Origin of the sequence: Candidatus Pelagibacter sp. HIMB1782 (assembly GCF_052047475.1) — a bacterium.
Lineage (GTDB): Bacteria > Pseudomonadota > Alphaproteobacteria > Pelagibacterales > Pelagibacteraceae > Pelagibacter.
In genome coordinates this window covers 393,423-416,924 of sequence record NZ_JBNAKE010000002.1, presented here as the reverse complement: position 1 = coordinate 416,924, position 23,502 = coordinate 393,423, and the positions used below count along the sequence as shown (strand labels likewise).

General features: G+C 32.1%; 30 protein-coding genes and 3 tRNA genes. All 33 read right to left on the bottom strand.

The features are described from left to right. Position 1 precedes the first annotated feature (1 nt). The 33 genes from rplR to ACTTAO_RS06650 all read right to left on the bottom strand — a co-directional run bounded on the left by rplR (position 2) and on the right by ACTTAO_RS06650 (position 23,437). On the bottom strand, positions 2-358 hold the full coding sequence (gene rplR, locus ACTTAO_RS06810) for a 50S ribosomal protein L18 (RefSeq protein ID WP_440691576.1): 357 nt from the start codon (positions 356-358) through the stop codon (positions 2-4). Continuing rightward, a complete protein-coding gene (rplF, locus tag ACTTAO_RS06805) occupies positions 358-897 on the bottom strand; it encodes a 50S ribosomal protein L6 (RefSeq protein WP_262589108.1) in 540 nt (179 codons plus the stop codon). The genes rplR and rplF overlap by 1 nt, the downstream gene beginning before the upstream one ends. Beyond that, positions 897-1,292 (bottom strand): 30S ribosomal protein S8, encoded by a 396-nt coding sequence (gene rpsH / locus ACTTAO_RS06800; protein WP_440691575.1) that lies wholly within the window; start codon positions 1,290-1,292, stop codon positions 897-899. The genes rplF and rpsH overlap by 1 nt, the downstream gene beginning before the upstream one ends. An 11-nt stretch (positions 1,293-1,303) precedes the next feature. After that, positions 1,304-1,609, bottom strand: a complete 306-nt coding sequence (gene rpsN, locus ACTTAO_RS06795; RefSeq protein WP_075506797.1) for a 30S ribosomal protein S14 — start codon at positions 1,607-1,609, stop codon at positions 1,304-1,306. Positions 1,610-1,611: 2 nt separating this feature from the next. Beyond that, positions 1,612-2,166: a 50S ribosomal protein L5 gene (gene rplE / locus ACTTAO_RS06790; RefSeq protein ID WP_262589106.1), complete on the bottom strand. Its 555-nt coding sequence runs from the start codon at positions 2,164-2,166 to the stop codon at positions 1,612-1,614. Further along, positions 2,166-2,411: a 50S ribosomal protein L24 gene (gene rplX / locus ACTTAO_RS06785; RefSeq protein ID WP_262589105.1), complete on the bottom strand. Its 246-nt coding sequence runs from the start codon at positions 2,409-2,411 to the stop codon at positions 2,166-2,168. The genes rplE and rplX overlap by 1 nt, the downstream gene beginning before the upstream one ends. 1 nt (position 2,412) lies before the next feature. Next, the gene (rplN, locus tag ACTTAO_RS06780; protein WP_008544079.1) at positions 2,413-2,781 is read right to left on the bottom strand and encodes a 50S ribosomal protein L14; all 369 of its coding nucleotides are present in this window, start codon (positions 2,779-2,781) and stop codon (positions 2,413-2,415) included. Continuing rightward, the gene (gene rpsQ, locus ACTTAO_RS06775; protein ID WP_428080011.1) at positions 2,781-3,017 is read right to left on the bottom strand and encodes a 30S ribosomal protein S17; all 237 of its coding nucleotides are present in this window, start codon (positions 3,015-3,017) and stop codon (positions 2,781-2,783) included. The genes rplN and rpsQ overlap by 1 nt, the downstream gene beginning before the upstream one ends. Continuing rightward, positions 3,010-3,201: a 50S ribosomal protein L29 gene (rpmC, locus tag ACTTAO_RS06770; RefSeq protein WP_075506802.1), complete on the bottom strand. Its 192-nt coding sequence runs from the start codon at positions 3,199-3,201 to the stop codon at positions 3,010-3,012. The genes rpsQ and rpmC overlap by 8 nt, the downstream gene beginning before the upstream one ends. Continuing rightward, positions 3,202-3,612, bottom strand: a complete 411-nt coding sequence (gene rplP / locus ACTTAO_RS06765; RefSeq protein ID WP_075506803.1) for a 50S ribosomal protein L16 — start codon at positions 3,610-3,612, stop codon at positions 3,202-3,204. Then, a complete protein-coding gene (gene rpsC, locus ACTTAO_RS06760) occupies positions 3,612-4,292 on the bottom strand; it encodes a 30S ribosomal protein S3 (RefSeq protein ID WP_075506804.1) in 681 nt (226 codons plus the stop codon). Before rpsC ends, rplP begins: the two co-directional genes overlap by 1 nt. Continuing rightward, on the bottom strand, positions 4,276-4,674 hold the full coding sequence (rplV, locus tag ACTTAO_RS06755) for a 50S ribosomal protein L22 (RefSeq protein WP_440614293.1): 399 nt from the start codon (positions 4,672-4,674) through the stop codon (positions 4,276-4,278). The genes rpsC and rplV overlap by 17 nt, the downstream gene beginning before the upstream one ends. A 2-nt stretch (positions 4,675-4,676) precedes the next feature. Further along, entirely contained in the window at positions 4,677-4,967 is a 291-nt protein-coding gene (gene rpsS / locus ACTTAO_RS06750; RefSeq protein WP_075506806.1) for a 30S ribosomal protein S19, read from the bottom strand. After that, the gene (gene rplB / locus ACTTAO_RS06745; RefSeq protein WP_440691573.1) at positions 4,967-5,806 is read right to left on the bottom strand and encodes a 50S ribosomal protein L2; all 840 of its coding nucleotides are present in this window, start codon (positions 5,804-5,806) and stop codon (positions 4,967-4,969) included. The genes rpsS and rplB overlap by 1 nt, the downstream gene beginning before the upstream one ends. A 4-nt stretch (positions 5,807-5,810) precedes the next feature. Continuing rightward, complete coding sequence (gene rplW, locus ACTTAO_RS06740) at positions 5,811-6,104, bottom strand: 50S ribosomal protein L23 (RefSeq protein ID WP_262589101.1); 294 nt, start codon at positions 6,102-6,104, stop codon at positions 5,811-5,813. Between the two features lies 1 nt (position 6,105). Beyond that, complete coding sequence (rplD, locus tag ACTTAO_RS06735; RefSeq protein ID WP_262589100.1) at positions 6,106-6,729, bottom strand: 50S ribosomal protein L4; 624 nt, start codon at positions 6,727-6,729, stop codon at positions 6,106-6,108. Then, entirely contained in the window at positions 6,729-7,439 is a 711-nt protein-coding gene (gene rplC / locus ACTTAO_RS06730) for a 50S ribosomal protein L3 (RefSeq protein WP_440614291.1), read from the bottom strand. Before rplC ends, rplD begins: the two co-directional genes overlap by 1 nt. A gap of 2 nt (positions 7,440-7,441) precedes the next feature. Next, positions 7,442-7,750: a 30S ribosomal protein S10 gene (gene rpsJ, locus ACTTAO_RS06725; RefSeq protein ID WP_023853699.1), complete on the bottom strand. Its 309-nt coding sequence runs from the start codon at positions 7,748-7,750 to the stop codon at positions 7,442-7,444. Beyond that, positions 7,750-9,828 (bottom strand): elongation factor G, encoded by a 2,079-nt coding sequence (fusA, locus tag ACTTAO_RS06720; protein WP_440648601.1) that lies wholly within the window; start codon positions 9,826-9,828, stop codon positions 7,750-7,752. The genes rpsJ and fusA overlap by 1 nt, the downstream gene beginning before the upstream one ends. 6 nt (positions 9,829-9,834) lie before the next feature. Beyond that, the gene (gene rpsG / locus ACTTAO_RS06715; protein ID WP_075506812.1) at positions 9,835-10,305 is read right to left on the bottom strand and encodes a 30S ribosomal protein S7; all 471 of its coding nucleotides are present in this window, start codon (positions 10,303-10,305) and stop codon (positions 9,835-9,837) included. Next, a complete protein-coding gene (rpsL, locus tag ACTTAO_RS06710; RefSeq protein WP_075506813.1) occupies positions 10,305-10,676 on the bottom strand; it encodes a 30S ribosomal protein S12 in 372 nt (123 codons plus the stop codon). Before rpsL ends, rpsG begins: the two co-directional genes overlap by 1 nt. 169 nt (positions 10,677-10,845) lie before the next feature. Further along, positions 10,846-15,018 carry a DNA-directed RNA polymerase subunit beta' gene (gene rpoC / locus ACTTAO_RS06705; RefSeq protein ID WP_440648603.1) on the bottom strand — a complete coding sequence of 1,391 codons (4,173 nt, stop codon included), beginning with the start codon at positions 15,016-15,018 and terminating at the stop codon, positions 10,846-10,848. Next, entirely contained in the window at positions 15,018-19,103 is a 4,086-nt protein-coding gene (gene rpoB, locus ACTTAO_RS06700) for a DNA-directed RNA polymerase subunit beta (RefSeq protein WP_440691571.1), read from the bottom strand. The genes rpoC and rpoB overlap by 1 nt, the downstream gene beginning before the upstream one ends. Before the next feature lie 56 nt (positions 19,104-19,159). Next, positions 19,160-19,525, bottom strand: coding sequence for a 50S ribosomal protein L7/L12 (rplL, locus tag ACTTAO_RS06695; protein ID WP_262589092.1), 366 nt, complete (start codon positions 19,523-19,525; stop codon positions 19,160-19,162). Between the two features lie 6 nt (positions 19,526-19,531). Then, the gene (rplJ, locus tag ACTTAO_RS06690) at positions 19,532-20,050 is read right to left on the bottom strand and encodes a 50S ribosomal protein L10 (RefSeq protein WP_440691569.1); all 519 of its coding nucleotides are present in this window, start codon (positions 20,048-20,050) and stop codon (positions 19,532-19,534) included. A gap of 5 nt (positions 20,051-20,055) precedes the next feature. Continuing rightward, positions 20,056-20,745 (bottom strand): 50S ribosomal protein L1, encoded by a 690-nt coding sequence (rplA, locus tag ACTTAO_RS06685; RefSeq protein ID WP_440691567.1) that lies wholly within the window; start codon positions 20,743-20,745, stop codon positions 20,056-20,058. After that, positions 20,745-21,170 carry a 50S ribosomal protein L11 gene (rplK, locus tag ACTTAO_RS06680; RefSeq protein WP_262589090.1) on the bottom strand — a complete coding sequence of 142 codons (426 nt, stop codon included), beginning with the start codon at positions 21,168-21,170 and terminating at the stop codon, positions 20,745-20,747. The genes rplA and rplK overlap by 1 nt, the downstream gene beginning before the upstream one ends. Next, complete coding sequence (gene nusG / locus ACTTAO_RS06675; protein WP_262589089.1) at positions 21,170-21,700, bottom strand: transcription termination/antitermination protein NusG; 531 nt, start codon at positions 21,698-21,700, stop codon at positions 21,170-21,172. Before nusG ends, rplK begins: the two co-directional genes overlap by 1 nt. Then, positions 21,700-21,891 (bottom strand): preprotein translocase subunit SecE, encoded by a 192-nt coding sequence (gene secE, locus ACTTAO_RS06670; protein WP_262589088.1) that lies wholly within the window; start codon positions 21,889-21,891, stop codon positions 21,700-21,702. Before secE ends, nusG begins: the two co-directional genes overlap by 1 nt. Positions 21,892-21,908: 17 nt before the next feature. Further along, positions 21,909-21,984: transfer RNA gene (locus ACTTAO_RS06665), tRNA-Trp, on the bottom strand. Positions 21,985-21,994: 10 nt separating this feature from the next. Next, complete coding sequence (gene tuf, locus ACTTAO_RS06660) at positions 21,995-23,185, bottom strand: elongation factor Tu (RefSeq protein WP_262589086.1); 1,191 nt, start codon at positions 23,183-23,185, stop codon at positions 21,995-21,997. Between the two features lie 46 nt (positions 23,186-23,231). Next, positions 23,232-23,305: transfer RNA gene (locus tag ACTTAO_RS06655), tRNA-Gly, on the bottom strand. 46 nt (positions 23,306-23,351) lie between these two features. Continuing rightward, positions 23,352-23,437: transfer RNA gene (locus tag ACTTAO_RS06650), tRNA-Tyr, on the bottom strand. Positions 23,438-23,502 lie beyond the last annotated feature (65 nt).

Below are 23,502 nucleotides of genomic sequence, written 5' to 3'. Positions count from 1 at the left end.
ATTAAAATTCCATCCCATTTTCTCTTAACGTCTCTGCAAATGCTTTAATTCTACCGTGATATTTATAAGATCCTCTATCAAAATAAATTTTTGTAATATTTTTTTCCTGAGCTTTTTTTGCAAGCTTTTGGGCAACTAATTTTGAAAGCTCTGTTTTGTTAATTTTATCAGATGATTTTACATCTTTCTCAATGGATGAAGCTGATAACAAAGTTACTTTTTTTGTATCATCAATGATTTGAGCTGAAATATTTTTGGCAGATCTTGAAATACTTAATCTAAATCTATCTTTTGGAGCAACTTTTTTTACTTTGTTGCTAACTCTAAATCTTTTTCTAATACTAGTGTTTAGTTTCATTATTTTTTCTTACCTTCTTTTTTAAGAACATATTGGCCTTTTTCTCTAACACCTTTACCCTTATATGGCTCAATTTTTCTAAATGTTTTAATTTTTGATGCAACTTCACCAACTAATTGTTTGTCAGATCCAGTGATCTTAAGTGTAGTTTGTTTTTCTACAGCAATTTTAATTCCTTCTGGAATGTCAAAATCAATATCATGACTGTAGCCTAATTGTAAATTTAGTTGATTTCCTTTTAATGCCGCTCTATATCCAACACCTACAAGCTCTAACACTTTTTCGTAGCCAGTACTCGAGCCAATCACGGCATTATTAATTAAACTTCTGTTCATACCCCAAAGTCTTTTTGAATTTTGGTCAATTTTTTTTGGTTTAATTGAAATCTCTTTTCCTTCTTTGATATCCAAATTAAACATATCTAAATCAATATTTATTGATTTCTTTCCTAGTGGCCCTTCTATATTTATAATGTTGCCAGCTAAAGCAACTTTAACCTTTTCTGGGATTGATATATTTATTTTTCCAATTTTAGACATTAAAATACCTTACAAATAATTTCACCACCAACACGTTGTTTTCTGGCGTCAATATCAGTCATTACACCTTTTGGTGTAGAAACTATTGCAATACCTAGACCGTTATTAATTTTGGGTAAACCTTCAGCACTAGAAAAAATTCTTCTTCCTGGTTTAGAAACTCTTTCAAATGCACTAATTACTGGGTTACCAGAATGATATTTAAGTTCTAAAGACAATGTTGGTTTATTATCATCTGAACTAATTTTAAAATCTTTTATAAAACCTTCATTTTTTAGTATATCTGCAATTTTTGATTTAAAGTTTGATGATGGCAGATCTACTTTTTTATGATTTCTTGCTTGAGCGTTCTTAACTCTAGCTATCATATCTCCTATTGGGTCACTTAAACTCATAATTTTCCTTCCTACCAGCTCGACTTAACTAAGCCAGGTATTTTTCCTTGTAAACCTAATTGTCGAAGAGCAATTCTTGATATTTTCAATTTTCTATAAACACCATGTGGTCTACCTGTTATCTCACATCTATTCATCACTCTTGTTTTAGCTGAATTTCTTGGCAATTTTGATAATTTCTGCTGCGCCTTAAATCTTTCCTCTAATGGAAGTTTTTTATCCATTATTATTTTTTTTAAATTTTGTCTTTTCTTGAACATCTTGTCTGAAAGTTTAATTCTTTTTTTGTTTTTATTTACAGCACTAAGTTTAGCCATTTTTAATTGTCTCCTTTTTTAATAAACGGAAAATTCATTTTTTCTAACAATGCAAAGCTGTGCTCTTTGTTAATAGCTTTTATAACAATAACGATATCTAAGCCTCTAACTTTATCAGCTCTATCAAAACTAACTTCTGGAAAAATGATGTGTTCCTTTATGCCAAAAGTATAATTTCCGAATTTGTCAAAACCTTTTGGTGATAATCCTCTAAAATCTTTAATTCTAGGAAGAGCAATATTTACTAATCTATCTAAAAATTCATACATTTTATTTTTTCTTAAAGTTACTTTTAAGCCTGCATTAGATCCTTTTCTTGTCTTAAAATTAGCTACAGATTTTTTGAATTTTGTAGTTACAGGTTTTTGGCCTGTTATCTTAGCCATATCCTCTTCACACGATTTAAGAATTTTAGAGTCTGAACCATCTAAACCAAGACCCATATTTAAAACAATTTTTTCAATTCTTGGCGCCATGTAAATATTTTTAAAGCCAAATTGGTCTTTTAAAGCTGGTTGTATTTCTTTATTAAAAATTTCTTTTAATCTTGGAGTCATTATTTCTTAGCCTCTTTTTTCTTTTCTGCTTTTTCATCTATTAATTTTAAATTTGATAAATGAATAAAACCTTCTTTTGAAAAAATACCACCTTTTTTCTCTTTTGTTGTTTTAACGTGTTTTTTAACCATATTAATTTCTTTTACTTTGGCTCTATTATTTGCTCTGTCGATTTCGATAACTTCACCCTCTTTTTTTTTGTCTTTTCCAGTTAGCACTCTTACTTTTAGACCTTTTTTAATCATCTTATAAAACCTCCGGCGCTAGTGAAATTATTTTCATTTGCCCTCTACTTCTTAATTCTCTAGTAACAGGGCCAAATATTCTAGTACCAACTGGTTCGCCCTTATCGTCAACTAATACTGCTGCATTATTATCAAATTTTACTTTTGATCCATCGTTTCTATGAATTCCTTTTTTAACTCTTACTACTACAGCTTTATGAACGGTTCCTTTCTTTACTTTGCCCTTAGGGATAGCCTCTTTCACAGCAATTACAATTGTATCTCCAATGCTGGCATATCTTCTCTTAGATCCACCTAATACTTTGATGCACTCTATTCTTTTTGCACCAGTGTTGTCAGCAACTTGTAATTCTGTCTGTACACCAATCATTATTTATTATTCTCCATAACTTGAAATTTTTTATTTTTTGAAAATGGTTTGCTTTCAATAATTGAAACTTTATCACCTGTTTTAAATGTATTATTTTCATCATGAGCATTGTAATTTTTTCTGACTCTAATGACTTTTTTCAATACAGGGTGTGAATATTTTCTCTCTACCATAACTGTAATTGTTTTATTAGGTTTATCGCTTATCACCACTCCTGTTAATATTTTTTTAGGCATTTGATTTTCCTTTTAAAATTGTTTTCAACCTTGCAATTGTTTTTCTTGTTTCTCCAATTTTTGCAGGATTAGTTATTTGAGAATTCATTTTTTGAAATCGAAAATTAAATAAGTCTTTTTTAAGCTTATCAATATTTTTGATAACTTCATCTTTGCTTAATTTTTTAATTTCTTGTTTTTTCATTTATGCAAATCTCTTTATTGTCTTTGTTTTTATTGGTAGCTTTGCTGAAGCTTTGTAAAGTGCCTCTTTGGCAATTTGTTCAGAAACACCATCAACTTCAAATAAAATTCTTCCAGGTTTTACTCTACAAGCAAAATATTCTGGTGATCCTTTTCCTTTACCCATTCTAACTTCTATTGGTTTTTTAGAAACTGGAATATTTGGAAAAACTCTTGTCCATACTCTGCCTTGTCTTTTCATATGTCTAGTTAAAGCAACCCTAGCAGCTTCAATTTGTTTTCCAGTAACTCTTTCAGGCTGTAATGCCTTCAAGGCATATGCACCGTAATTAATAGTACTTGCTCTAGTAGCATTACCATGAATTCTTCCTTTATGAGCTTTTCTCCATTTAGTTCTTACTGGCTGAAGCATTATTGTTTACCTTCCTTTGGAGTGACCTTGTTTGTTTCCTGGCTAAATTCTCTTGCAAAAACTTCACCTTTATAGATCCAAACCTTAATTCCAATAATTCCATATGTTGTAAGAGCTTCCGCTTCTGCATAATCTATATCTGCTCTTAAAGTGTGTGATGGTATACTACCATCTCTTAACCATTCAGTTCTAGCGATCTCATTACCACCTAATCTTCCACTTACCGAAACTTTAATGCCTTTTGCACCTAGTCTAATACATGATTGCATAGCTCTTTTCATGGCTCTTCTGTATGAAATCCTTTTTACTAACTGTTGTGCAATGTTTTCAGCAACTAAATATGCATTTGTTTCAGGTTTTTTAACCTCTTTGATATTTAAGTTGACTTCATTTGTCGTAAATTTTGATAAGTTATTTTTAATTTTATCAATATCACTACCTTTTTTACCAATTACAAATCCAGGTCTAGATGTGTAAATTGTAACATAACATTTGTTTGATGTTCTCTCTATCATCACTTTAGATACACCTGAATTAATTACATTCTTCTTGATGTATTCTCTTATTTTAAAATCTTCAATTAGATAGTTGCCAAAATCTTTTTTCTTAGCATACCAAACAGAGTCCCAACCTCTGTTTACACCTAATCTAAAACCTACAGGATTAACCTTTTGTCCCATGTTTCTCCATTTGTTTTGCCTCTGATAAAATTATAGTTACTGTTGACCAAGGTTTTAAAATTGGTGCCGCTCTACCTTTTGCTCTTGGTCTAAATCTTTTCATAACAATTTTTTTTCCACAATACGCTTCTTTGACAATTAAATTGTCAATATCATATTGAAAGTTATTTTCAGCGTTTGCAACAGCTGAGCTAATGGTCTTTCTAATATCTCTTGTAACTCTTTTTTCTGAAAACTGCAGGTCTCTAATAGCTACATCAACCTTTTTACCAACAATACTTTTTAGAATTGGATTAATCTTTCTTACGCTAGATCTAATTCCATTGTTTATAGACTTTACAGTCTTATTGTTGTTTTTATCAATTTTCTTTTTCTTTCCCATAATTATTTTTTCTCTGCTGGTTTAGCTTTCTTATCGGCTGGTGTGTGTCCAAAAAAAGTTCTTGTTGGAGCAAACTCTCCTAATTTATGACCAACCATATCCTCTGATACTGTTATTGGAATAAATTTTTTACCATTATATATTTGAAAAGCTACCCCTACAAAATCTGGAAGAATAGTAGATTTTCTAGACCAAGTTTTAATTGGAATTTTCTTCGGATCATCTTTGTACTTGTCTACTTTTTTCATCAAGCTTTCTTCAACAAATGGTCCTTTCCACACAGCTCTAGCCATTACTTAGTATCCTTCCTTTTATTTCTTCTCTTAACTATAAATTTATCAGTTCTCTTATTATCTCTAGTTTTTAAACCTTTTGCTGATTGTCCTGTTGGAGACACTGGATGCCTTCCTCCTGCTGACTTACCTTCACCACCTCCATGTGGGTGATCAACTGGATTTTTAACAACACCTCTAGTATGAGGTCTTCTTCCTAACCATCTTGATCTACCAGCTTTTCCAATTTTAATATTTTTTTGATCAGGATTACTTAAAATTCCAATAGTAGCTAAAGCTCTAGAGTCTATTTTACGTACTTCACCTGACGCTAATTTAATTAAACTATAATTTCCATCTAATCCACTAATTGTAACTGAAGAACCAGCGGCTCTAGCTATTTTACCTCCACCACCTGGTTGAATTTCAACGTTATGAATATTGATACCAACAGGTATATCTTGTAACGGCATGCAATTTCCAATTTTAATTTCTTTTTTCGATCCACTCTCAATCTTATCTCCGACTTTAATTTTTTGAGGAGCTAAAAAATACGAATGTGTTCCATCTTCAAATTTAACCAACATTATGTAGCAAGATCTATTCGGATCATATTCTATTCTTTCAACAGTAGCCTCCATGTCAAATTTTTTTCTATAAAAATCAACATGTCTATACATCTTCTTATGACCACCTGCTCTGTTAATTGAAGTGATGTGTCCATTATTATTTCGACCCTTCATAGCATTTTTTGGAGAAACAAGAGTTTTAAAAGGTTTGCCTTTCCATAGACCTGATCTATCTACTAAAATAGTACCTCTGGTAGATTTTGTGTATGGTTTAAAAGTTTTTAATGCCATTTTCTTAAATTCCTGTTGTTAGATCAATGCTTTGACCTTTTTTTAGAGTTATAATTGCTTTTTTGTATCCTGAAACTTTCACTTTTTTACCTCTAGTGAGTTTAGTTCTATTTTGTTTATTGATGATGTTAATTTTAGTGACATTAACTTTAAAAATTTTTTCAATATTTTTTTTTAGGTTTTTTTTATTAGCACCATCAGGAACCTTAAAAGTAATTTTGTTCAATTCTGATAGATTTGTTGATTTCTCAGTAACAACTGGAAAAAGAATTTTGTCGTATAAATGAATTTTATCCATATTAAGAATACCTTTTCTCCAATTCCTTTACTGAGCTTTCAGTAAAAACTACTTTCTTAAATTTTATAATATCGTAAGCACTAAAATGATTTACGTCAGTAACTTTTACGTTAGGAATATTTCTTACAGATTTTTCTATCTTATCTTTAGAGTTTTTATCAAGTATAATTAATGAATTAGAAATCTCTAGTTTATTAATTATTGAATTCATTTCTTTTGTTTTTTTAATTTCAGAATTAAAATCATTTAAAATTAATAAGTTCTTATTATTATTTTTTTCAGTAATTAAAGAAGCTACACTTTGTTTCTTCTCATTTTTATTTAACTTTCTTTTTTTGTAAGCTAATTCACCTTTTGGACCATGAGCTATACCACCACCAACAAAAATAGGAGCTTTTCTACTAGCGTGTCTTGCTCCACCAGTTCCTTTTTGTGCATAAATTTTTGATGTTGGACCTTTTACTTCATTTTGTTGCTTAGTTTTAGCGTGTCTACCTTTGTAGTTGGCATTTGTTTTGTATAAAACACTAGCAACTAACTTTTGATTAATTTTTGCAGAAAATATTTTATCTAAGACTTCAATAGTATCTTTTTTTCCGTCTATGCTAATTTTATCTAATTTCATTATTTTTTCTTTTTATCTGGTGTTTTTTTTGCTTCCTCAGCAGCAGCTTGCTTTTCACTGATTGTCATTTTGTTTATATTTTTTACAGATTTTTTAACCATCACTTCAGCATTTTTTGATCCTGGAATGGATCCCTTTAAATAAAGTAACTCATTCTCTAAATCTGTTTTTATTATTTCGATATTTTGCATTGTTCTTAACTTATCACCCATATGACCAGCCATTTTTTTTCCTTTAAAAACTTTACCTGGATCTTGACTATGTCCTGTTGAACCATGAGCTCTATGAGAAATAGAAACACCGTGGCTAGCTCTTAAGCCTCCAAAATTATGTCTCTTCATTGCACCAGCAAAACCTTTACCAATCGTTTTTGATCTTGTGTCTACAAATTTTATATCTTTGAAAATTTCTAAACCAAATTCATTTCCTTCTTTGTAAGCAGAAGTATCGTTTACTCTAAATTCTTTTAATTTTTTCTTAGCTTCAGTGTTTTTCTTTGCAAAAACACCTTTCATTGCTTTTGTTAATTTTGAATTTTTAATTTTTCCATATCCAAGTTGAACAGCTTTGTAACCTCTTTTTTCTTCTTCAATTACTTGAATAACTCTAGCTTTTTCAACTTTAAGAACTGTAACAGGCACCAACTGACCGGATTTATAAAATTCTCTAGTCATGCCAATTTTCTTACCTAATAAAGCTATCTCGCTCATAATTAAATTTTTATCTCCACATCTACACCTGAAGCTAAGTCTAATTTCATTAAAGCTTCTACTGTTTGTGGTGTTGGTTCTATAATATCTATTAATCTTTTGTGAGTTCTAGACTCAAATTGCTCTCTACTTTTTTTATCAATGTGTGGAGATCTTAAAACTGTATATCTTTCAATTCTAGTAGGAAGTGGTATTGGACCTTTTATAGTAGCTCCAGTTCTTTTAACTGTATTAACTATTTCTTCGGTAGAAGCATCCAAAACTTTATTATCGTATGCTCTTAGTTTAATTCTAATATTTTGTTTTTCCATTAACCTGCTACCTTTTTAGTTACTTCATCTTGAACGTTTTGTGGAACTTTAGAATAATGATCAAAGAACATTGAATATTGCGCTCTTCCTTGAGACATTGATCTTAGATTGTTTATGTAGCCAAACATATTTGCTAAAGGAACCATTGCCGTGATTACAGTTGCATTACCTCTTTGCTCTTGAGTGCTAATTTGGCCTCTTCTACTGTTTAGGTCACCAATTACATCACCCATATAATCTTCTGGAGTAACAACTTCCACTCTCATAATGGGCTCTAAAAGCTTTAATCCACCTTGAGTGCAAGCTTCTTTAAAGCATGCTCTGCTGGCAAGTTCAAATGCTAGAACACTTGAGTCTACATCATGATGCAAACCATCAACAATCGTTACTTTGTAATCAATCATAGGAAAACCTGCTAATATTCCACTATCAGAAACTGTCTCAATACCTTTTTCAACACCTGGGATAAATTCTTTTGGAATAGCTCCACCTTTAATGGCACTTTCAACCTCTCTACCCTTACCTGGTTCTTGAGGTTCAACAAATAATTTTACTTTAGCGAATTGACCAGCGCCACCACTTTGTTTTTTATGTATATATTCAAATTCAGCTGATTTTTCTATTGTCTCCCTGTAAGCAACTTGTGGAGCTCCAACATTTGCTTCAACTTTAAATTCTCTTTTCATACGATCAACAATAATATCTAAGTGTAACTCACCCATACCTTTAATGATTGTTTGACCAGATTCCTCGTCAGATGATACTCTAAATGATGGATCTTCTTTAGCTAATCTTGCTAAAGCTTCACCCATTTTTTCTTGGTCACCTTTTGTTTTAGGCTCAACAGCAATTTCAATTACTGGTTCAGGGAATTCCATTGGCTCTAATAAAACAGGATTTTCTTTGTCACACAAAGTATGACCTGTCATAGTATTTTTTAAACCTGCCAAAGAAACAATATCACCTGCATTTGCTTCTTTAATATCTTCTCTAGAGTTTGCATGCATTAAAAGCATACGACCAACTCTTTCTTCTTTATCTGATGAAGAATTGTACACAGCTGTACCAGATTTAATTGTACCAGAATAAATTCTAACAAATGTTAATGAACCAACAAAAGGATCATTTGCAACTTTAAATGCTAAACCTGAAAAAGATGATCCATCCTCAAACTTCATTTCAATTTCATCATCTGAACCAACTTTAGTTCCCTTAATAGACCCAATATCTACTGGACTTGGAAGGTAATTAATAACAGCATCTAATAAAGGTTGAACACCTTTATTTTTAAAAGCTGAACCAGTTAAAACAGGAACAAAGCTAAAATTTAAAGTTCCTTTTCTGATACATTTAACTAAATCTTCCTCTTTAATTTCATCGCCGTTTAAATACGCTTCCATTAACTTTTCGTCTTGCTCAACTGCAGACTCAATTAGTTCGGTTCTGTATTTTTCTGAAATTTCTTTTAAATCATCAGGTATATCTTTATATTCCCACTCTGCACCTAGTGCTTCATTTTTCCATACTTGGGCTTTCATTTTAACTAGATCAACAACACCAGTTAATGAAGCTTCAATTCCAATAGGTACTTGTAAAACTAATGGTTTGGCACCCAATCTATCTCTGATCATATCAACACATCTAAAGAAATCAGCACCAGTTCTATCAAGTTTATTTACAAAACAAATTCTCGGAACTTTGTATTTGTCTGCCTGTCTCCATACTGTCTCAGATTGAGGCTCTACACCAGCAACTCCATCAAATACAGCCACAGCACCATCTAGTACTTTTAAAGATCTTTCTACTTCAATTGTAAAATCGACGTGGCCCGGAGTATCAATTATATTAACTCTGTGGTCATTCCAGAAACAAGTTGTTGCTGCAGAAGTAATTGTGATACCTCTCTCTTGTTCTTGCTCCATCCAATCCATTGTTGCAGCACCATCATGTACTTCACCAATTTTATGACTTTTTCCTGTATAATATAAAATTCTTTCTGTAGTAGTTGTTTTACCAGCGTCTATGTGGGCCATGATCCCAATGTTTCTATATTTATCTAATGTATGAGTTCTAGCCATAATTTTTTACCATCTAAAATGAGCAAATGCCTTATTAGACTCTGCCATTTTATGAACATCCTCTCGTTTTTTTACTGCAGCACCTTTTTTTTCATAAGCATCATACAGTTCGTTAAAAATTTTATCTGCCATGTGTTTGTCTTTTCTTTTTCTAGCTGAATCAACTAACCATCTTATTGCAAGCGCTTGGGCTCTTTTACTTTTTACCTCAACAGGCACTTGGTATGTTGCACCACCTACTCTTCGTGATCTAACCTCTACAGTTGGTTTAATGTTGTTAATTGCTTCATTGAAAATATTTATAGGTTCATCTTTAGTTTTTGTTTTAATTTTTTCTATTGCTTCATAAACTATTTTTGCAGCAATGCCTCTTTTGCCATCATACATAATGTTATTTATTAATTTTGGAATTATAGTTGAATTAAATTTTGGATCAGGAACTACATTTTTTTTGGGTTGAGTTTTTTTTCTAGACATTATTTACCTTTTTTTGTTCCGTATAAAGATCTTCTCTGTTTTCTATTTGCAACACCTTGTGTATCTAAATTTCCTCTTAAGATATGATATCTAACACCAGGTAAATCTTTAACCCTTCCACCTCTAATTAGTACTACTGAGTGTTCTTGTAAGTTATGACCTTCGCCTGGAATATAAGCAGTTACTTCAAAACCGTTTGACAATCTAACTCTAGCAACTTTTCTCAATGCAGAGTTTGGTTTTTTTGGAGTGGTTGTATAAACTTTAACACAAACACCTCTTTTCAAAGGTTGCTTCTGTAAAGCAGGAACTTTGTTCCTAGAAACTTGTTTAACTCTTTTTTTTCTTAACAACTGATTAATAGTTGGCATAATTTTTTTTTAAAATTAATTAATTTATTTTTGAGATGAAAATAACTGACAGGTTATTTTGTGGCAGCGTTTAGTACCTCAAGAGCACTACATTCCAACCAAAAACATCGCCAAAATACTTATTAATCAGCTATTGTCAAACTAAAACTGCAATTTTTAGGTGATTTTTTTATTGATTTACCTGTGTTTCTTCAGGCTCAGAAGCTTCAAGTTTATCTTGTTCTGCTAAGAAGCTATTATCATCTTCTAAGGCCTTGTTGTTCCATCTGTTCTTGATATTACCCGTTCCAGCAGGAACTAATCTTCCAACTATTACGTTCTCTTTTAAACCGTTTAATGGATCAACTTTCCCTTTAATTGCAGCGTCTGTTAATACTCTTGTTGTCTCTTGGAAAGATGCAGCAGAAATGAATGATTCTGTTTGAAGTGAAGCTTTAGTAATACCCATCAAAACTCTTTCTCCAACTGCAGGAGTTTTGCCTTCAGCAACTAATTTTTCATTAGTATTATCAAACTTGATTCTATCAACTACTTCACCCGGCAAATAGCTTGAATCTCCAGATACCTTAACTTCAACTTTCTTAAGCATTTGTCTTAGAATTGTTTCAATATGTTTATCATTAATAATTACACCTTGTAATCGATATACTTCTTGAACTTGATTAACAAAATATTCTGTTAATTCTTTAATACCTAAAATTCTTAAAATATCATGCGGTAATGGCTGTCCATCTAAAAGATATTCACCTTTTTGAATTTTTTCACCAGGATTAAAGTTAATGTGTTTTCCTTTTGGGATTAAATAATTTGATGGTTCTGATCCGTCTTCAGGAACAATCGAAATTCTTTGTTTACCTCTAACTTCTTTTCCAAAAACAACACTTCCATCGTTTTCAGCAATAATAGCACTGTCCTTAGCTTTTCTAGCTTCAAAAAGTTCAGCTACTCTTGGAAGACCTCCAGTAATATCTTTGGTTTTCGTAGTTTCTTTAGGCAATCTTGCAATAACATCGCCAGCATAAACTTTTTGACCATCTTTAATTGATAAAATCGAATCTGGTACTAAGTAATATCTAGCTTCATTGTCATCTGCTTTTTTAATTACATTTCCTTTTTCATCTCTTAAAGTAATTCTTGGTTTTAAATCTGTACTCTTAGATTGACCTCTCCAATCAATTACAGATTTTGATGATATACCAGTTGCATCATCAGTAGTTTCTTGAATTGAAACACCATCTATTAAATCAACATAACTTGCAATACCACTCTTTTCAGCAATAACAGGAGTTGTATATGGATCCCATTCACAAATTTTTGTATTTGCTTTAACTTTATCTCCATTATTAAAAAATAATCTTGATCCATAAGCAACTTTATAAACTGCTATTTGAACTCCTTTATCATCCTCAATAGAAAGTTGAGTATTTCTTCCCATAACAATTAAATTCTTTTTGGAATCTTCTAAAATATTTGAGTTAATAATTTTTAATGTTCCATCGCTTTTGCTGATAATTTGGTTATCTTGTTTAACCGAAGCTGTTCCCCCAACGTGGAATGTTCTCATCGTTAACTGCGTACCTGGTTCTCCAATTGATTGAGCTGAAATCATACCAATTGCTTCACCCACATGCACCATTTTACCTCTAGATAAATCTCTTCCGTAACAAGTAGCACAAACACCCTCTTTAGAACTACAAGTCATTACTGAATAAACTTTTATAGATTTAACACCTGCTGCATCAATTTTATCACAGCCTGCCTCGTCAATCATTTCAGACTTTTTGATTATTACCTCACCACTTAAAGGATTTTTTACTTCAGCAGCTGTAACTCTACCTAGTGCTCTTTCTGCTAAACTAACAACTACATTACCACCTTCTAAGATCTCTGATAGTTCAATAAAACCTGGTTCTTCACATTTAATTTTTGTTACTGTTAAATCTTGAGCAACATCACACAATCTTCTTGTTAAATATCCAGAGCTTGCTGTTTTAAGCGCAGTATCTGCTAATCCTTTTCTTGCTCCGTGTGTAGAATTAAAATACTCTAAAGCTGTTAATCCTTCTTTAAAGTTAGAGATAATTGGACTCTCAATAATTTCACCTGAAGGTTTTGCGATTAATCCTCTCATACCAGCTAATTGTTTCATTTGCGCTGCTGAACCTCTGGCTCCGCTATCAGCCATCATAAATACTGAATTTATTTTTAAGCCCTCTTCTGTTTTTTCAGTTGCAGAAATTCTTTTCATCATTTCACCCGCAACTTTATCTGTACATTTAGACCATGCGTCGACAACCTTGTTGTATTTCTCGCCTCTTGTAATCAAACCTTCAGCATATTGAGTTTCATAATCTGCAATTAATTTTTTAGTATCATCAATTAATTGAGTTTTATTTTCAGGAATAATTAAATCATCTTTTCCAAATGAAATTCCTGCTTTAAATGCATGCTTAAATCCTAAATCTTTAAGTTTATCACAGAAAATAACTGTCGTTTTCTGACCACAGAATCTGAAAACCACATCAATTATTTCAGAAACAACTTTTTTTGGTAGCAATCTATCAACTAATGAAAATTTAATATTGCTATTTTTTGGTAATAGGTTGGCTAATAAAAATCTTCCTGCAGTTGATGTGTATTTTTCAATTTTCTTATTTCCTTGCTCATCAACAGTTTCATATCTTGAAATAATAGTGCTATGAACGTTAATTTCACCTGAAGATAATGCAAACTCTATTTGATCAGAATTAGTAAAGTATCCAGATGGTTTATCTGATACCGGTTCCTGTGAAAGATAATATATTCCTAAAATCATGTCCTGACTTGGAACAATAATAGGTTTACCGTTTGAAGGTGATAAAATGTTGTTTGTTGATAGCATTAATATTCTTGCTTCCAACTGAGCTTCTAAACTTAAAGGTACATGAACAGCCATTTGGTCACCATCAAAGTCAGCATTAAAAGCAGCGCAAGTTAAAGGGTGTAGCTCAATTGCATCACCTTCAATTAATTTTGGTTCAAAAGCTTGAACACCAAGTCTATGAAGTGTTGGTGCTCTGTTTAATAAAACAGGGTGTTCTCTTACGATTAACTCTAATGCATCCCATACAGCATTAGTTTCTTTCTCTACTAATTTTTTAGCTTGTTTAATTGTAGATGCTAAACCTAATTTGTTTAATCTTGCGTATAAAAATGGTTTAAATAACTCCAAAGCCATTTTTTTTGGTAATCCACACTCATGTAATTTTAAGTCTGGACCGACAACAATTACTGATCTTCCAGAGTAATCTACCCTTTTTCCTAATAAGTTTTGTCTAAATCTACCCTGCTTACCTTTAAGCATTTCTGCAAGAGATTTAAGTGGTCTTTTACCTGTTCCAGTAATAACACGACCTCTTCTTCCATTATCGAAAAGAGCATCAACAGATTCTTGAAGCATTCTTTTTTCATTTCTAACAATGATGTCTGGAGCTTTAAGATCCATTAATCTTTTTAATCTATTATTTCTGTTAATAACTCTTCTATATAAATCGTTAAGATCTGAAGTAGCAAATCTACCACCATCTAGCGGAACCAATGGTCTTAATTCTGGTGGAATAACAGGAACCACAGTCATAATCATCCATTCTGGTTTTTGACCAGTTTCGATAAATGACTCTATTAATTTTAATCTCTTAATTGCTCTTTCTTCATTAACTTTAGATTTAGTCTCTTTAATAAAGCTAACAAGATTTTTTCTTTCTAATTCTAAGTCAAGATTTTTTAACATCTCAAGAACAGCTTCTGCTCCAATACCTGCAGTAAAGCTTTCTTCTCCAAATTCATCTTGATATTTTGCTAATTCTTCCTCATTTAAGAGTTGGTTTTTTTGCAAACCAGTTAATCCTGGCTCGATTACTATAAAGTTTTCAAAATAAAGAACTCTCTCGATCTCTTTCAACTTCATATCTACAGCAAGTGCAATTCTACTTGGTAATGATTTCAAGAACCAAATATGTGCCACAGGAGTTGCGAGATTAATGTGGCCCATTCTCTCTCTTCTTACATTAGACTTTGTTACCTCAACGCCACATTTTTCACATATGATACCTCTAAATTTCATTCGTTTATACTTTCCGCATAAACATTCGTAATCTTTGATTGGTCCAAAAATTCTTGCACAGAATAGACCATCTTTCTCTGGTCTAAATGTTCTATAATTTATAGTTTCTGGTTTTTTAATTTCACCAAATGTCCAAGATTTAATTTTCTCAGGACTAGCTAAAGAAATTTTAATACTATTAAAATTTTGCGCTTCTGAAATTTCGCTTCCTTTAAATAAATCAGTTAATTCTTTTTTCATTAATTAAGCTCCACGTTTAATGCTAATGATTTAATTTCTTTAACTAAGACGTTAAATGACTCTGGAATACCAGACTCGAAATTCTCTTCACCTTTAACTATAGTTTCGTAAACTTTAACTCTTCCTGCAACATCATCAGATTTTACAGTCAAAATTTCTTGCAAAGTATAAGAAGCTCCGTAAGCTTCAAGAGCCCATACTTCCATTTCTCCAAATCTTTGACCACCTAATTGTGCTTTACCACCAAGAGGTTGTTGTGTAACCAAACTGTAAGGACCTGTAGATCTTGCGTGAATTTTATCTTCAACTAAGTGATGAAGTTTTAACATATAAATTATTCCAACTGTAACTGGTCTATCAAATTTTTCTCCAGTTCTTCCATCCCATAAATAAGTTTGTCCAGATCCTGGTAAGTTCGCTAACTCTAACATATCAGTTACATTTTTCTCTTTAGCACCATCAAAAACAGGAGTTGATATTGCAATACCATTTTGTAAATTTTCACAAAGATCTTTAAATTCGTTCTTACTTAATTTGTCTACTTTTTCATTGAAAGTGTCTTCTCCGTAAACTGATTTTAAAAACTTTTCTATTTTTTCAGTTCTTTCGACCTTTTTATTATTTTCGTTAACTAAATTTTTAATCTGTTCACCAAATTCTTTACAAGCCCAACCTAGGTGAGTTTCTAAAATTTGACCTACATTCATCCTACTTGGAACACCTAAAGGATTTAAAACAATATCAACTGGTCTACCATCTTCTCTGTATGGCATATCTTCAACTGGCACTATTTTACTAACAACACCCTTATTACCATGTCTTCCTGACATTTTATCACCTGGTCTTAATCTTCTCTTAATAGCTACAAAAACTTTTACCATTTTCATAACACTTGGTAATAAATCATCACCACTTCTAATTTTTAAAACTTTATCTTCAAATCTTTCTGTAATGTCTTGTTTTGCTTTGTTGTATTGATCTTTAAGTTGTGCCAAAGTTGCTTCATCGTTTACATTTCCAACTGTTATTTTAAATACATCATTTATAGAAAGGTTATTGATTGCATCAAAATCAAGTTTTGTTCCTTCAGATAAATCTTTTACTTTTTTGGTTAATGATGATCCTGATAAAATTTGTGAAGCTCTTTGTTTAATACTTCTCTCTAAAATTTCTTCCTCTACTAATTTATCTTGCTGAACTTGTTCAATTTCAGCTCTTTCAATAGTTATTGATCTTTCATCTTTTTCAATACCATGTCTATTAAATACTCTTACATCAACAACCGTACCACTAGCTCCTCGTGACATTCTTAAAGATGTATCTGTGACATCAATAGCTTTCTCTCCAAAGATTGATCTTAATAGTTTTTCTTCTGGTCCTGATGCTGAATCACCTTTTGGTGTAACTTTTCCAACCAATATATCGCCAGCGTTTACTTCAGCTCCAATATAAACTATTCCTGACTCATCAAGATTTTTTAAAGCTTCTTCATTAACATTAGGAATATCTCTGGTAATTTCTTCTTCTCCAAGTTTTGTGTCTCTTGCCATTATTTCATATTCTTCAATATGTACTGAAGTAAATACATCGTCAGTTACACATCTTTCTGAAATCAAAATTGAGTCTTCAAAGTTGTAACCTTGCCATGGCATAAATGCTACTGTTACATTTTTTCCAAGTGCTAATTCACCTAATTTAGTTGATGGACCATCTGCAATGATATCGCCAGATTTAACTTTATCACCAACTCTAACAAGTGGTCTTTGGTTAATACATGTATTTTGGTTTGATCTTTTAAATTTTTGTAAGTTATAAATATCTACACCTGACTCACTAAAATCAGTTTCTTCTGTTACTTTAATAACAATTCTCTTACCATCAATTTTATCAACAACTCCATCTCTCTTTGCAACAATCGTTACACCAGAGTCTAATGCCACATCACTTTCAATTCCAGTGCCAACCAATGGAGATTCTGGTTTTAAAAGAGGAACCGCTTGTCTCATCATGTTAGAACCCATTAGAGCTCTGTTAGCATCATCATTTTCCAAGAAAGGTATTAAAGATGCTGCAACAGAAACAAGTTGTTTTGGTGAAACGTCGATATAATCAATTGCATCTGGTTTTGATAAAAGGAAGTTTAAATTTTGTCTACAAGAAACAAGCTCCTCAACTATCTTTCCATTTTTATCTAACTTTGTATTTGCTTGAGCAATTGTAAATTTGGTTTCTTCCATTGCAGATAAATACTCAACTTTATCCTGCACAACTCCATCTTTTACTTTTTTATATGGGCTTTCAATAAAGCCATATTTGTTTATTTTTGCATAAGTTGATAAACTATTTATCAAGCCGATATTTGGCCCTTCTGGAGTCTCAATTGGGCAAATTCTTCCATAATGAGTTGGGTGAACGTCACGAACTTCAAATCCTGCTCTCTCTCTGGTTAGTCCACCTGGTCCAAGAGCAGAAACTCTTCTTTTATGTGTAATTTCAGATAATGGATTCGTTTGATCCATAAACTGTGAAAGTTGAGAGCTAGCAAAAAAATCTTTCAATGAAACAGTTAGTGGTTTTGCGTTAATTAAATCTTGTGGCATAGCAGACTCAACATCTAGAGTAGTCATCTTTTCTTTAATAGCTCTTTCCATTCTGTAAACACCAATTCTCGCTTGGTTTTCAACTAACTCACCTACAGAACGTACTCTTCTATTTCCTAAATGATCAATGTCATCAACATCATCCTTACCATCACGTAAATCTAACATTTTGTGAATAATTGCAATGATGTCATCATTTCTTAAGATCGTAATTTTATCAGAACACTCTTGGTTTAGTCTTGAATTCATTTTCACTCTACCAACATCAGACAGATCGTACCTGTCTGAGCTAAAGAAAAGATTGTTAAATATTTGAGTGGCTATCTCTATTGTTGGTGGCTCACCAGGTCTTAGCATTTTATATATTTCAGTTATAGCTTCGTCTTTAGAGTTATTTTTATCTGCTAAAACAGTTGTTAATAAATAAGGTCCTTTATTTATGGAATTTGTTACGGATATTTGTAAAGAATGAACATTTGCATCCAGTATTTGTTGAATAATTGTATCATTAAGTTCGGTACCAATTTTAAACGTACCTTCTTCTTCATCGCTTACTTTAACATCTCTATGTAAGAATTTTCCAAAAAGAGATTCTCTTGAAACTAATATATCTTTAAGTCCGTCGTTAGCTAATTTTTTAGCATTTAAAAAATTAATTTTATCACCTAATTTTATTACTACTTCACCAGTTTTTGCATCAATTACTTCTTCAGAAAAATTTTTAGCTTTGTAATTCTCAGGATTAAATTTAGTTTTCCATTTTTCTGTCTTGGGATCAAAAGTATATTGCTCACTATCATAAAACTCATCAACAATTTCTGATTTAGAAAAACCTAAAGCTAAAAGTAACGTTGAAGCAAATATTTTTTTCTTTCTATCAATTTTAAAATATAAAAAATCTTTAACATCATATTCAAAATCTAACCATGATCCCCTGTTAGGTATTACTCTACAATTAAATAATAATTTTCCACTTGCATGAGTTTTTCCTTTATCATGGTCAAAGAAAACTCCTGGACTTCTATGCATTTGGTTTACAACAACACGTTGAACACCATTGGTGATAAATGTCCCACTATTAGTCATCATAGGGACTTCGCCCATGTAAACTTCTTGTTCTTTTGCTGATAAAATATCTTTAGTATTGTTCTCTTGATCTATTTCGTAAACAACTAATCTTAAAGTACATTTAAGAGCTGAAGAATAAGTTAAACCTCTTGTTATACATTCTTCAACATCAAATTTAGGTTTTTCTAATCTGTACGAAACATATTCAAGAGTTGCTTTGTCGTTTAAATCTTCAATTGGAAAAATACTTTTAAATACTCTATCAAAACCTTTAGTTAATTCAGTTTCAGCATAGAATTCAGTTAATTCTTTGTAAGAATTTTTTTGAACTTCAATAAGATTTGGTATTGATAAGCTTTCTTTTAGTTTACCAAAACTTTTTCTAATGTTTTTCTTTTCAGTAAAAGATAATTGCATCTATATTTATTAATACTGATTAAAAATAATCAGTATTTGAATTCTTTCTATTTAATTTATTTAAGTTCTACTTTTGCGCCAGCAGCTTCTAACTTAGCTTTGATCTCTTCGGCATCTTTTTTGTTAACACCAGATTTAACTTCTTTTGGTGCTCCCTCTACAAGATCTTTTGCTTCTTTTAAACCTAATGAAGTAGCTGCTCTTACTTCTTTGATAACATTAATTTTTTTATCACCTGCAGAAACTAACATGATAGTGAAATCATCCTTTTCTTCTGCTGGAGCTGCACCACCTGCTGCTGCTGGAGCTGCTGCTGCCATTGGAGTTACACCCCACTTTTCTTCTAACTGTTTTGAAAGTTCAGCTGCTTCAGCAACAGTCAAACTTGATAAGTCTTCTATAATTTTATTTAGGTCAGGCATATTTTTCTACTCTTTGGGTTGTGTTTCAGAATTTTCTGCGGACAAACTACTCATTTTTTCCGAATGTGCAAGCAAAATACTAATTAATTTTGAGGCTGGAGCGTTTAAAATACCCACAATATTGGCTCTTGCTTCATCTAGTGTAGGTAAATTAGCAACGTTTTGGACACCGGCCTGATCTAAGACCTCATCATCCATTATTCCACCAATCAATTTAAGATTCTCATTATCTTTAGCAAATTTAGACAATATTCTTGCGGACATTATTGCATCTTCACCAAATGCAACTGCTGTTGGACCTGTGAAAAGATTTGATAAATCTTTACACTTAGTCTTTTCCAACGCTAATTTTGTAATTCTGTTTTTAGTGATCTTAAAGACAATTCCATGCTCTCTCATTTTTGCTCTTAAATCATCTAATTGAGTCATTGTTAAGCCTTGATAGTGTGTAACCATAACAGCTTTACTACTCTCAAATTTAGAGGTCATTTCTTCAATATAATTTTTCTTTTGTTCTTTGTTCATCATAACTATATCGATTTTCCTAATTTAACTTTGTAAGAAACACCCATTGTAGAAGTTGCAAACACGCCTTTTATTAAATCTCCTTTTAGAGTGTTGTTAGACTTTTCCTTTTCTAGTGCATCTATTATTGCATTGTAATTTTTTAATAATTGATCATCACTGAATGATTTTTTTCCAATACTTACACCAATGTTTCCATCTTTATCATTTCTAATTTCAACTTGTCCTGATTTTGCATCAGTAACTGCTTGTTTAATATTTTCAGATACTGAACCAAGTTTTGGATTTGGCATTAATCCTTTTGGACCTAAAACTTTTCCTAATTTCGAAAGTTTAATCATCATTCCTGGTGTACAAATTAATTTTTCAAAATTTAAATCTCCACCTTTTATTTGTTCAACAAATTCATCTCCTCCAACAATATCTGCGCCTGCATCTTTTGCTTCTTGAGCTTTATTATCTTCACAAACAACAGCAACTTTTACTTTCTTGCCTGTTCCTCCTGGAAGATTTACAACAGTTCTAATGTTGACTTCACTTTTCTTTTGTTTGTTATTTATTTGAAAACTTAAATCTAGAGCTTCATCAAATTTTGCTGTGCAGTTTTTTTTCAGTTCAGGTAATAATTTTTCAATAGACTCTGCATTTAAGTCTTTAGTTTTTTCTGGCAATTTTTTATATCTTTTTGAAGCCATTATTCTTTCACCTCTATACCCATTGATCTAGCTGAACCTGCAATAATTTTTACTGCTTCATTTATATCGTGGGCATTTAAATCATTCATTTTTTCTTTAGCAATATCTTCTAATTGTTTTTTTGAAATTGAAGCTACAATATTTCTCCCTGGCTCTTTTGATCCACCTTTTAATTTAACAGCTTCTTTAATATAAAAAGATGCTGGTGGTGATTTAATTTTAAAATCAAATTTTTTATCTTTATAAACAGTAATTTCAACTGGAACAGGTTTTCCAGCCATAGATTTTGTTTTGTCATTAAATGCTTTACAAAATTCCATTATATTAACTCCACGTTGACCTAAAGCAGGGCCAACAGGAGGAGCTGGATTAGCTTGTCCGCCTTTAATTTGTAACTTTATAAATCCACTTATTTCTTTTGCCATTAACTTACTTTCTCAACTTGGTTATATTCTAAATCTACCGGTGTTGGACGACCAAATATAGAAACTGACACCTTAAGTCTAGCTTTTTCTTCATCAATTTCTTCAATCATTCCATTAAATGATGCAAATGGACCATCAACAACCTGAACTTTTTCACCAACGCTGTAATCTATACCAGATTTTGGTTGAGCCACACCATCTTTAATTTGGCCTAAAATCTTCTCAACTTCCTTATCAGAAACAGGCACTGGAATGCCTTTTGATCCAAGGAAACCACTTACTCTCTTTATTCCTTTGATCATATGATAAATGTTGTTATCCATTTCACTTTTAATCAGTACGTATCCAGGAAAATATTTCTTTTTTCTTTGGATTCTTTTTCCTCTTTTAACTTCTGTAACATCGTGAGTTGGAACTATAATTTCCTCGAATTTCTCACTTATTTTAGCCTTATCCGCTTCTTCCTTAATTAATGAAGCAACTTTATTCTCAAAACTGGAGTGTGATTGAACAATATACCAATTTTTCATTAGATACTCACCTTTAACAACAATTCTAAGAAGAATTTAAGAACCTGATCTAATAAAAGAAAAAATAAAGACATTACAACCGCCATGACGAATACCATTAAGGCACCTTGCAAAGTTTCTTTCCAAGTAGGCCAAGTTACTTTAAAAGCCTCTTGTTTTACTTCCTGTATAAATTTAATCGGGTTCTTCATAATTTTTTAGCTCTAATTGGCAGGAGCGGAGGGACTCGAACCCTCAGCCTCCGGTTTTGGAGACCGGCGCTCTACCAATTGAGCTACACTCCTATTTATAGAGTTACTCTATAATTTTAGTTACTACTCCTGCTCCAACAGTTCTACCACCTTCTCTAATAGCAAAGTTTAATTTTTCTGCCATTGCAATAGGTGTAATCAATTTAACAGTGAACTTAGCATCATCACCTGGCATAACCATTTCAGTACCTGCTGGTAATTCTACTTCTCCTGTTACGTCTGTTGTTCTAAAATAAAACTGCGGTCTATATTTAGTAAAAAAAGGAGTGTGTCTTCCACCCTCGTCTTTTTTAAGAATATAGGCTTGAGCTTCAAATTTAGTATGAGGAGTTATTGATCCAGGCTTACAAAGAACTTGACCTCTTTCAATGTCAGTTCTTTCAATACCTCTCAATAAAATTCCTACGTTATCACCAGCTTCACCAGAGTCTAAAAGTTTTCTAAACATTTCTACTCCAGTACACACTGATTTTTTTGTTTCTTTAATTCCAACTATTTCAACTTCTTCACCAGTTTTAATTACACCGGATTCTACTCTTCCAGTTGCAACTGTTCCTCTTCCTGAAATTGAAAATACGTCCTCAACTGGCATCAAGAATGGTTTGTCAACTTCTCTAGCTGGTTGCGGAATATGTTCATCAACAGCTTTCATTAATTCTAAAATTGAATTTTTTCCAATTTCATCATCTCTTTTTTCAACTGCTGCTAAAGCCGAACCTTTAACGATTGGAGTTGTATCTCCAGGATATTTGTATGAAGTTAAAAGTTCTCTAATTTCTTCTTCTACAAGTTCAATCATATCTTTATCATCAACTTGGTCTACTTTATTTAAGTAAACAACAATTGCTGGAATACCAACTTGTCTTCCTAAAAGAATATGTTCTCTTGTTTGTGGCATAGGACCATCAGCTGCATTAACAACTAATATTGCTCCATCCATTTGTGCTGCACCAGTAATCATATTTTTTACATAGTCAGCGTGACCAGGACAGTCTACGTGAGCATAGTGTCTTTTTTCAGTTTCATATTCAACGTGTGCTGTTGAAATTGTAATTCCTCTCTCTTTTTCCTCTGGAGCTTTATCGATTTGATCGTATGCTACAGCTGTTCCACCGCCAGCTTCAGCTAATACATTTGTTATAGCTGCAGTAAGAGTTGTTTTACCATGGTCGACATGACCAATAGTCCCAATGTTACAGTGGGGTTTACTTCGTACGAATTTTTCTTTTGACATTTCTTTTTAACCTCAGTTTTTTTTTTTGTTTCTTACTTTAATTTCTTGGAGCGGGTAAAGGGAATCGAACCCTTACATCCAGCTTGGAAGGCTAGCGTTCTACCATTGAACTACACCCGCACAACCCCAAGAGTAACACTCCATTGTTATTTAAAATTATATTAAATGGTGGAGGGGGAAAGATTCGAACTTTCGAAGACCGAAGTCAACGGGTTTACAGCCCGCCCCATTTGACCGCTCTGGAACCCCTCCTTTGGGGAAGTGTCCCCTTGTTCAATATAGCTTCAAATAACATGCGTTTTATATATTTTATTTAT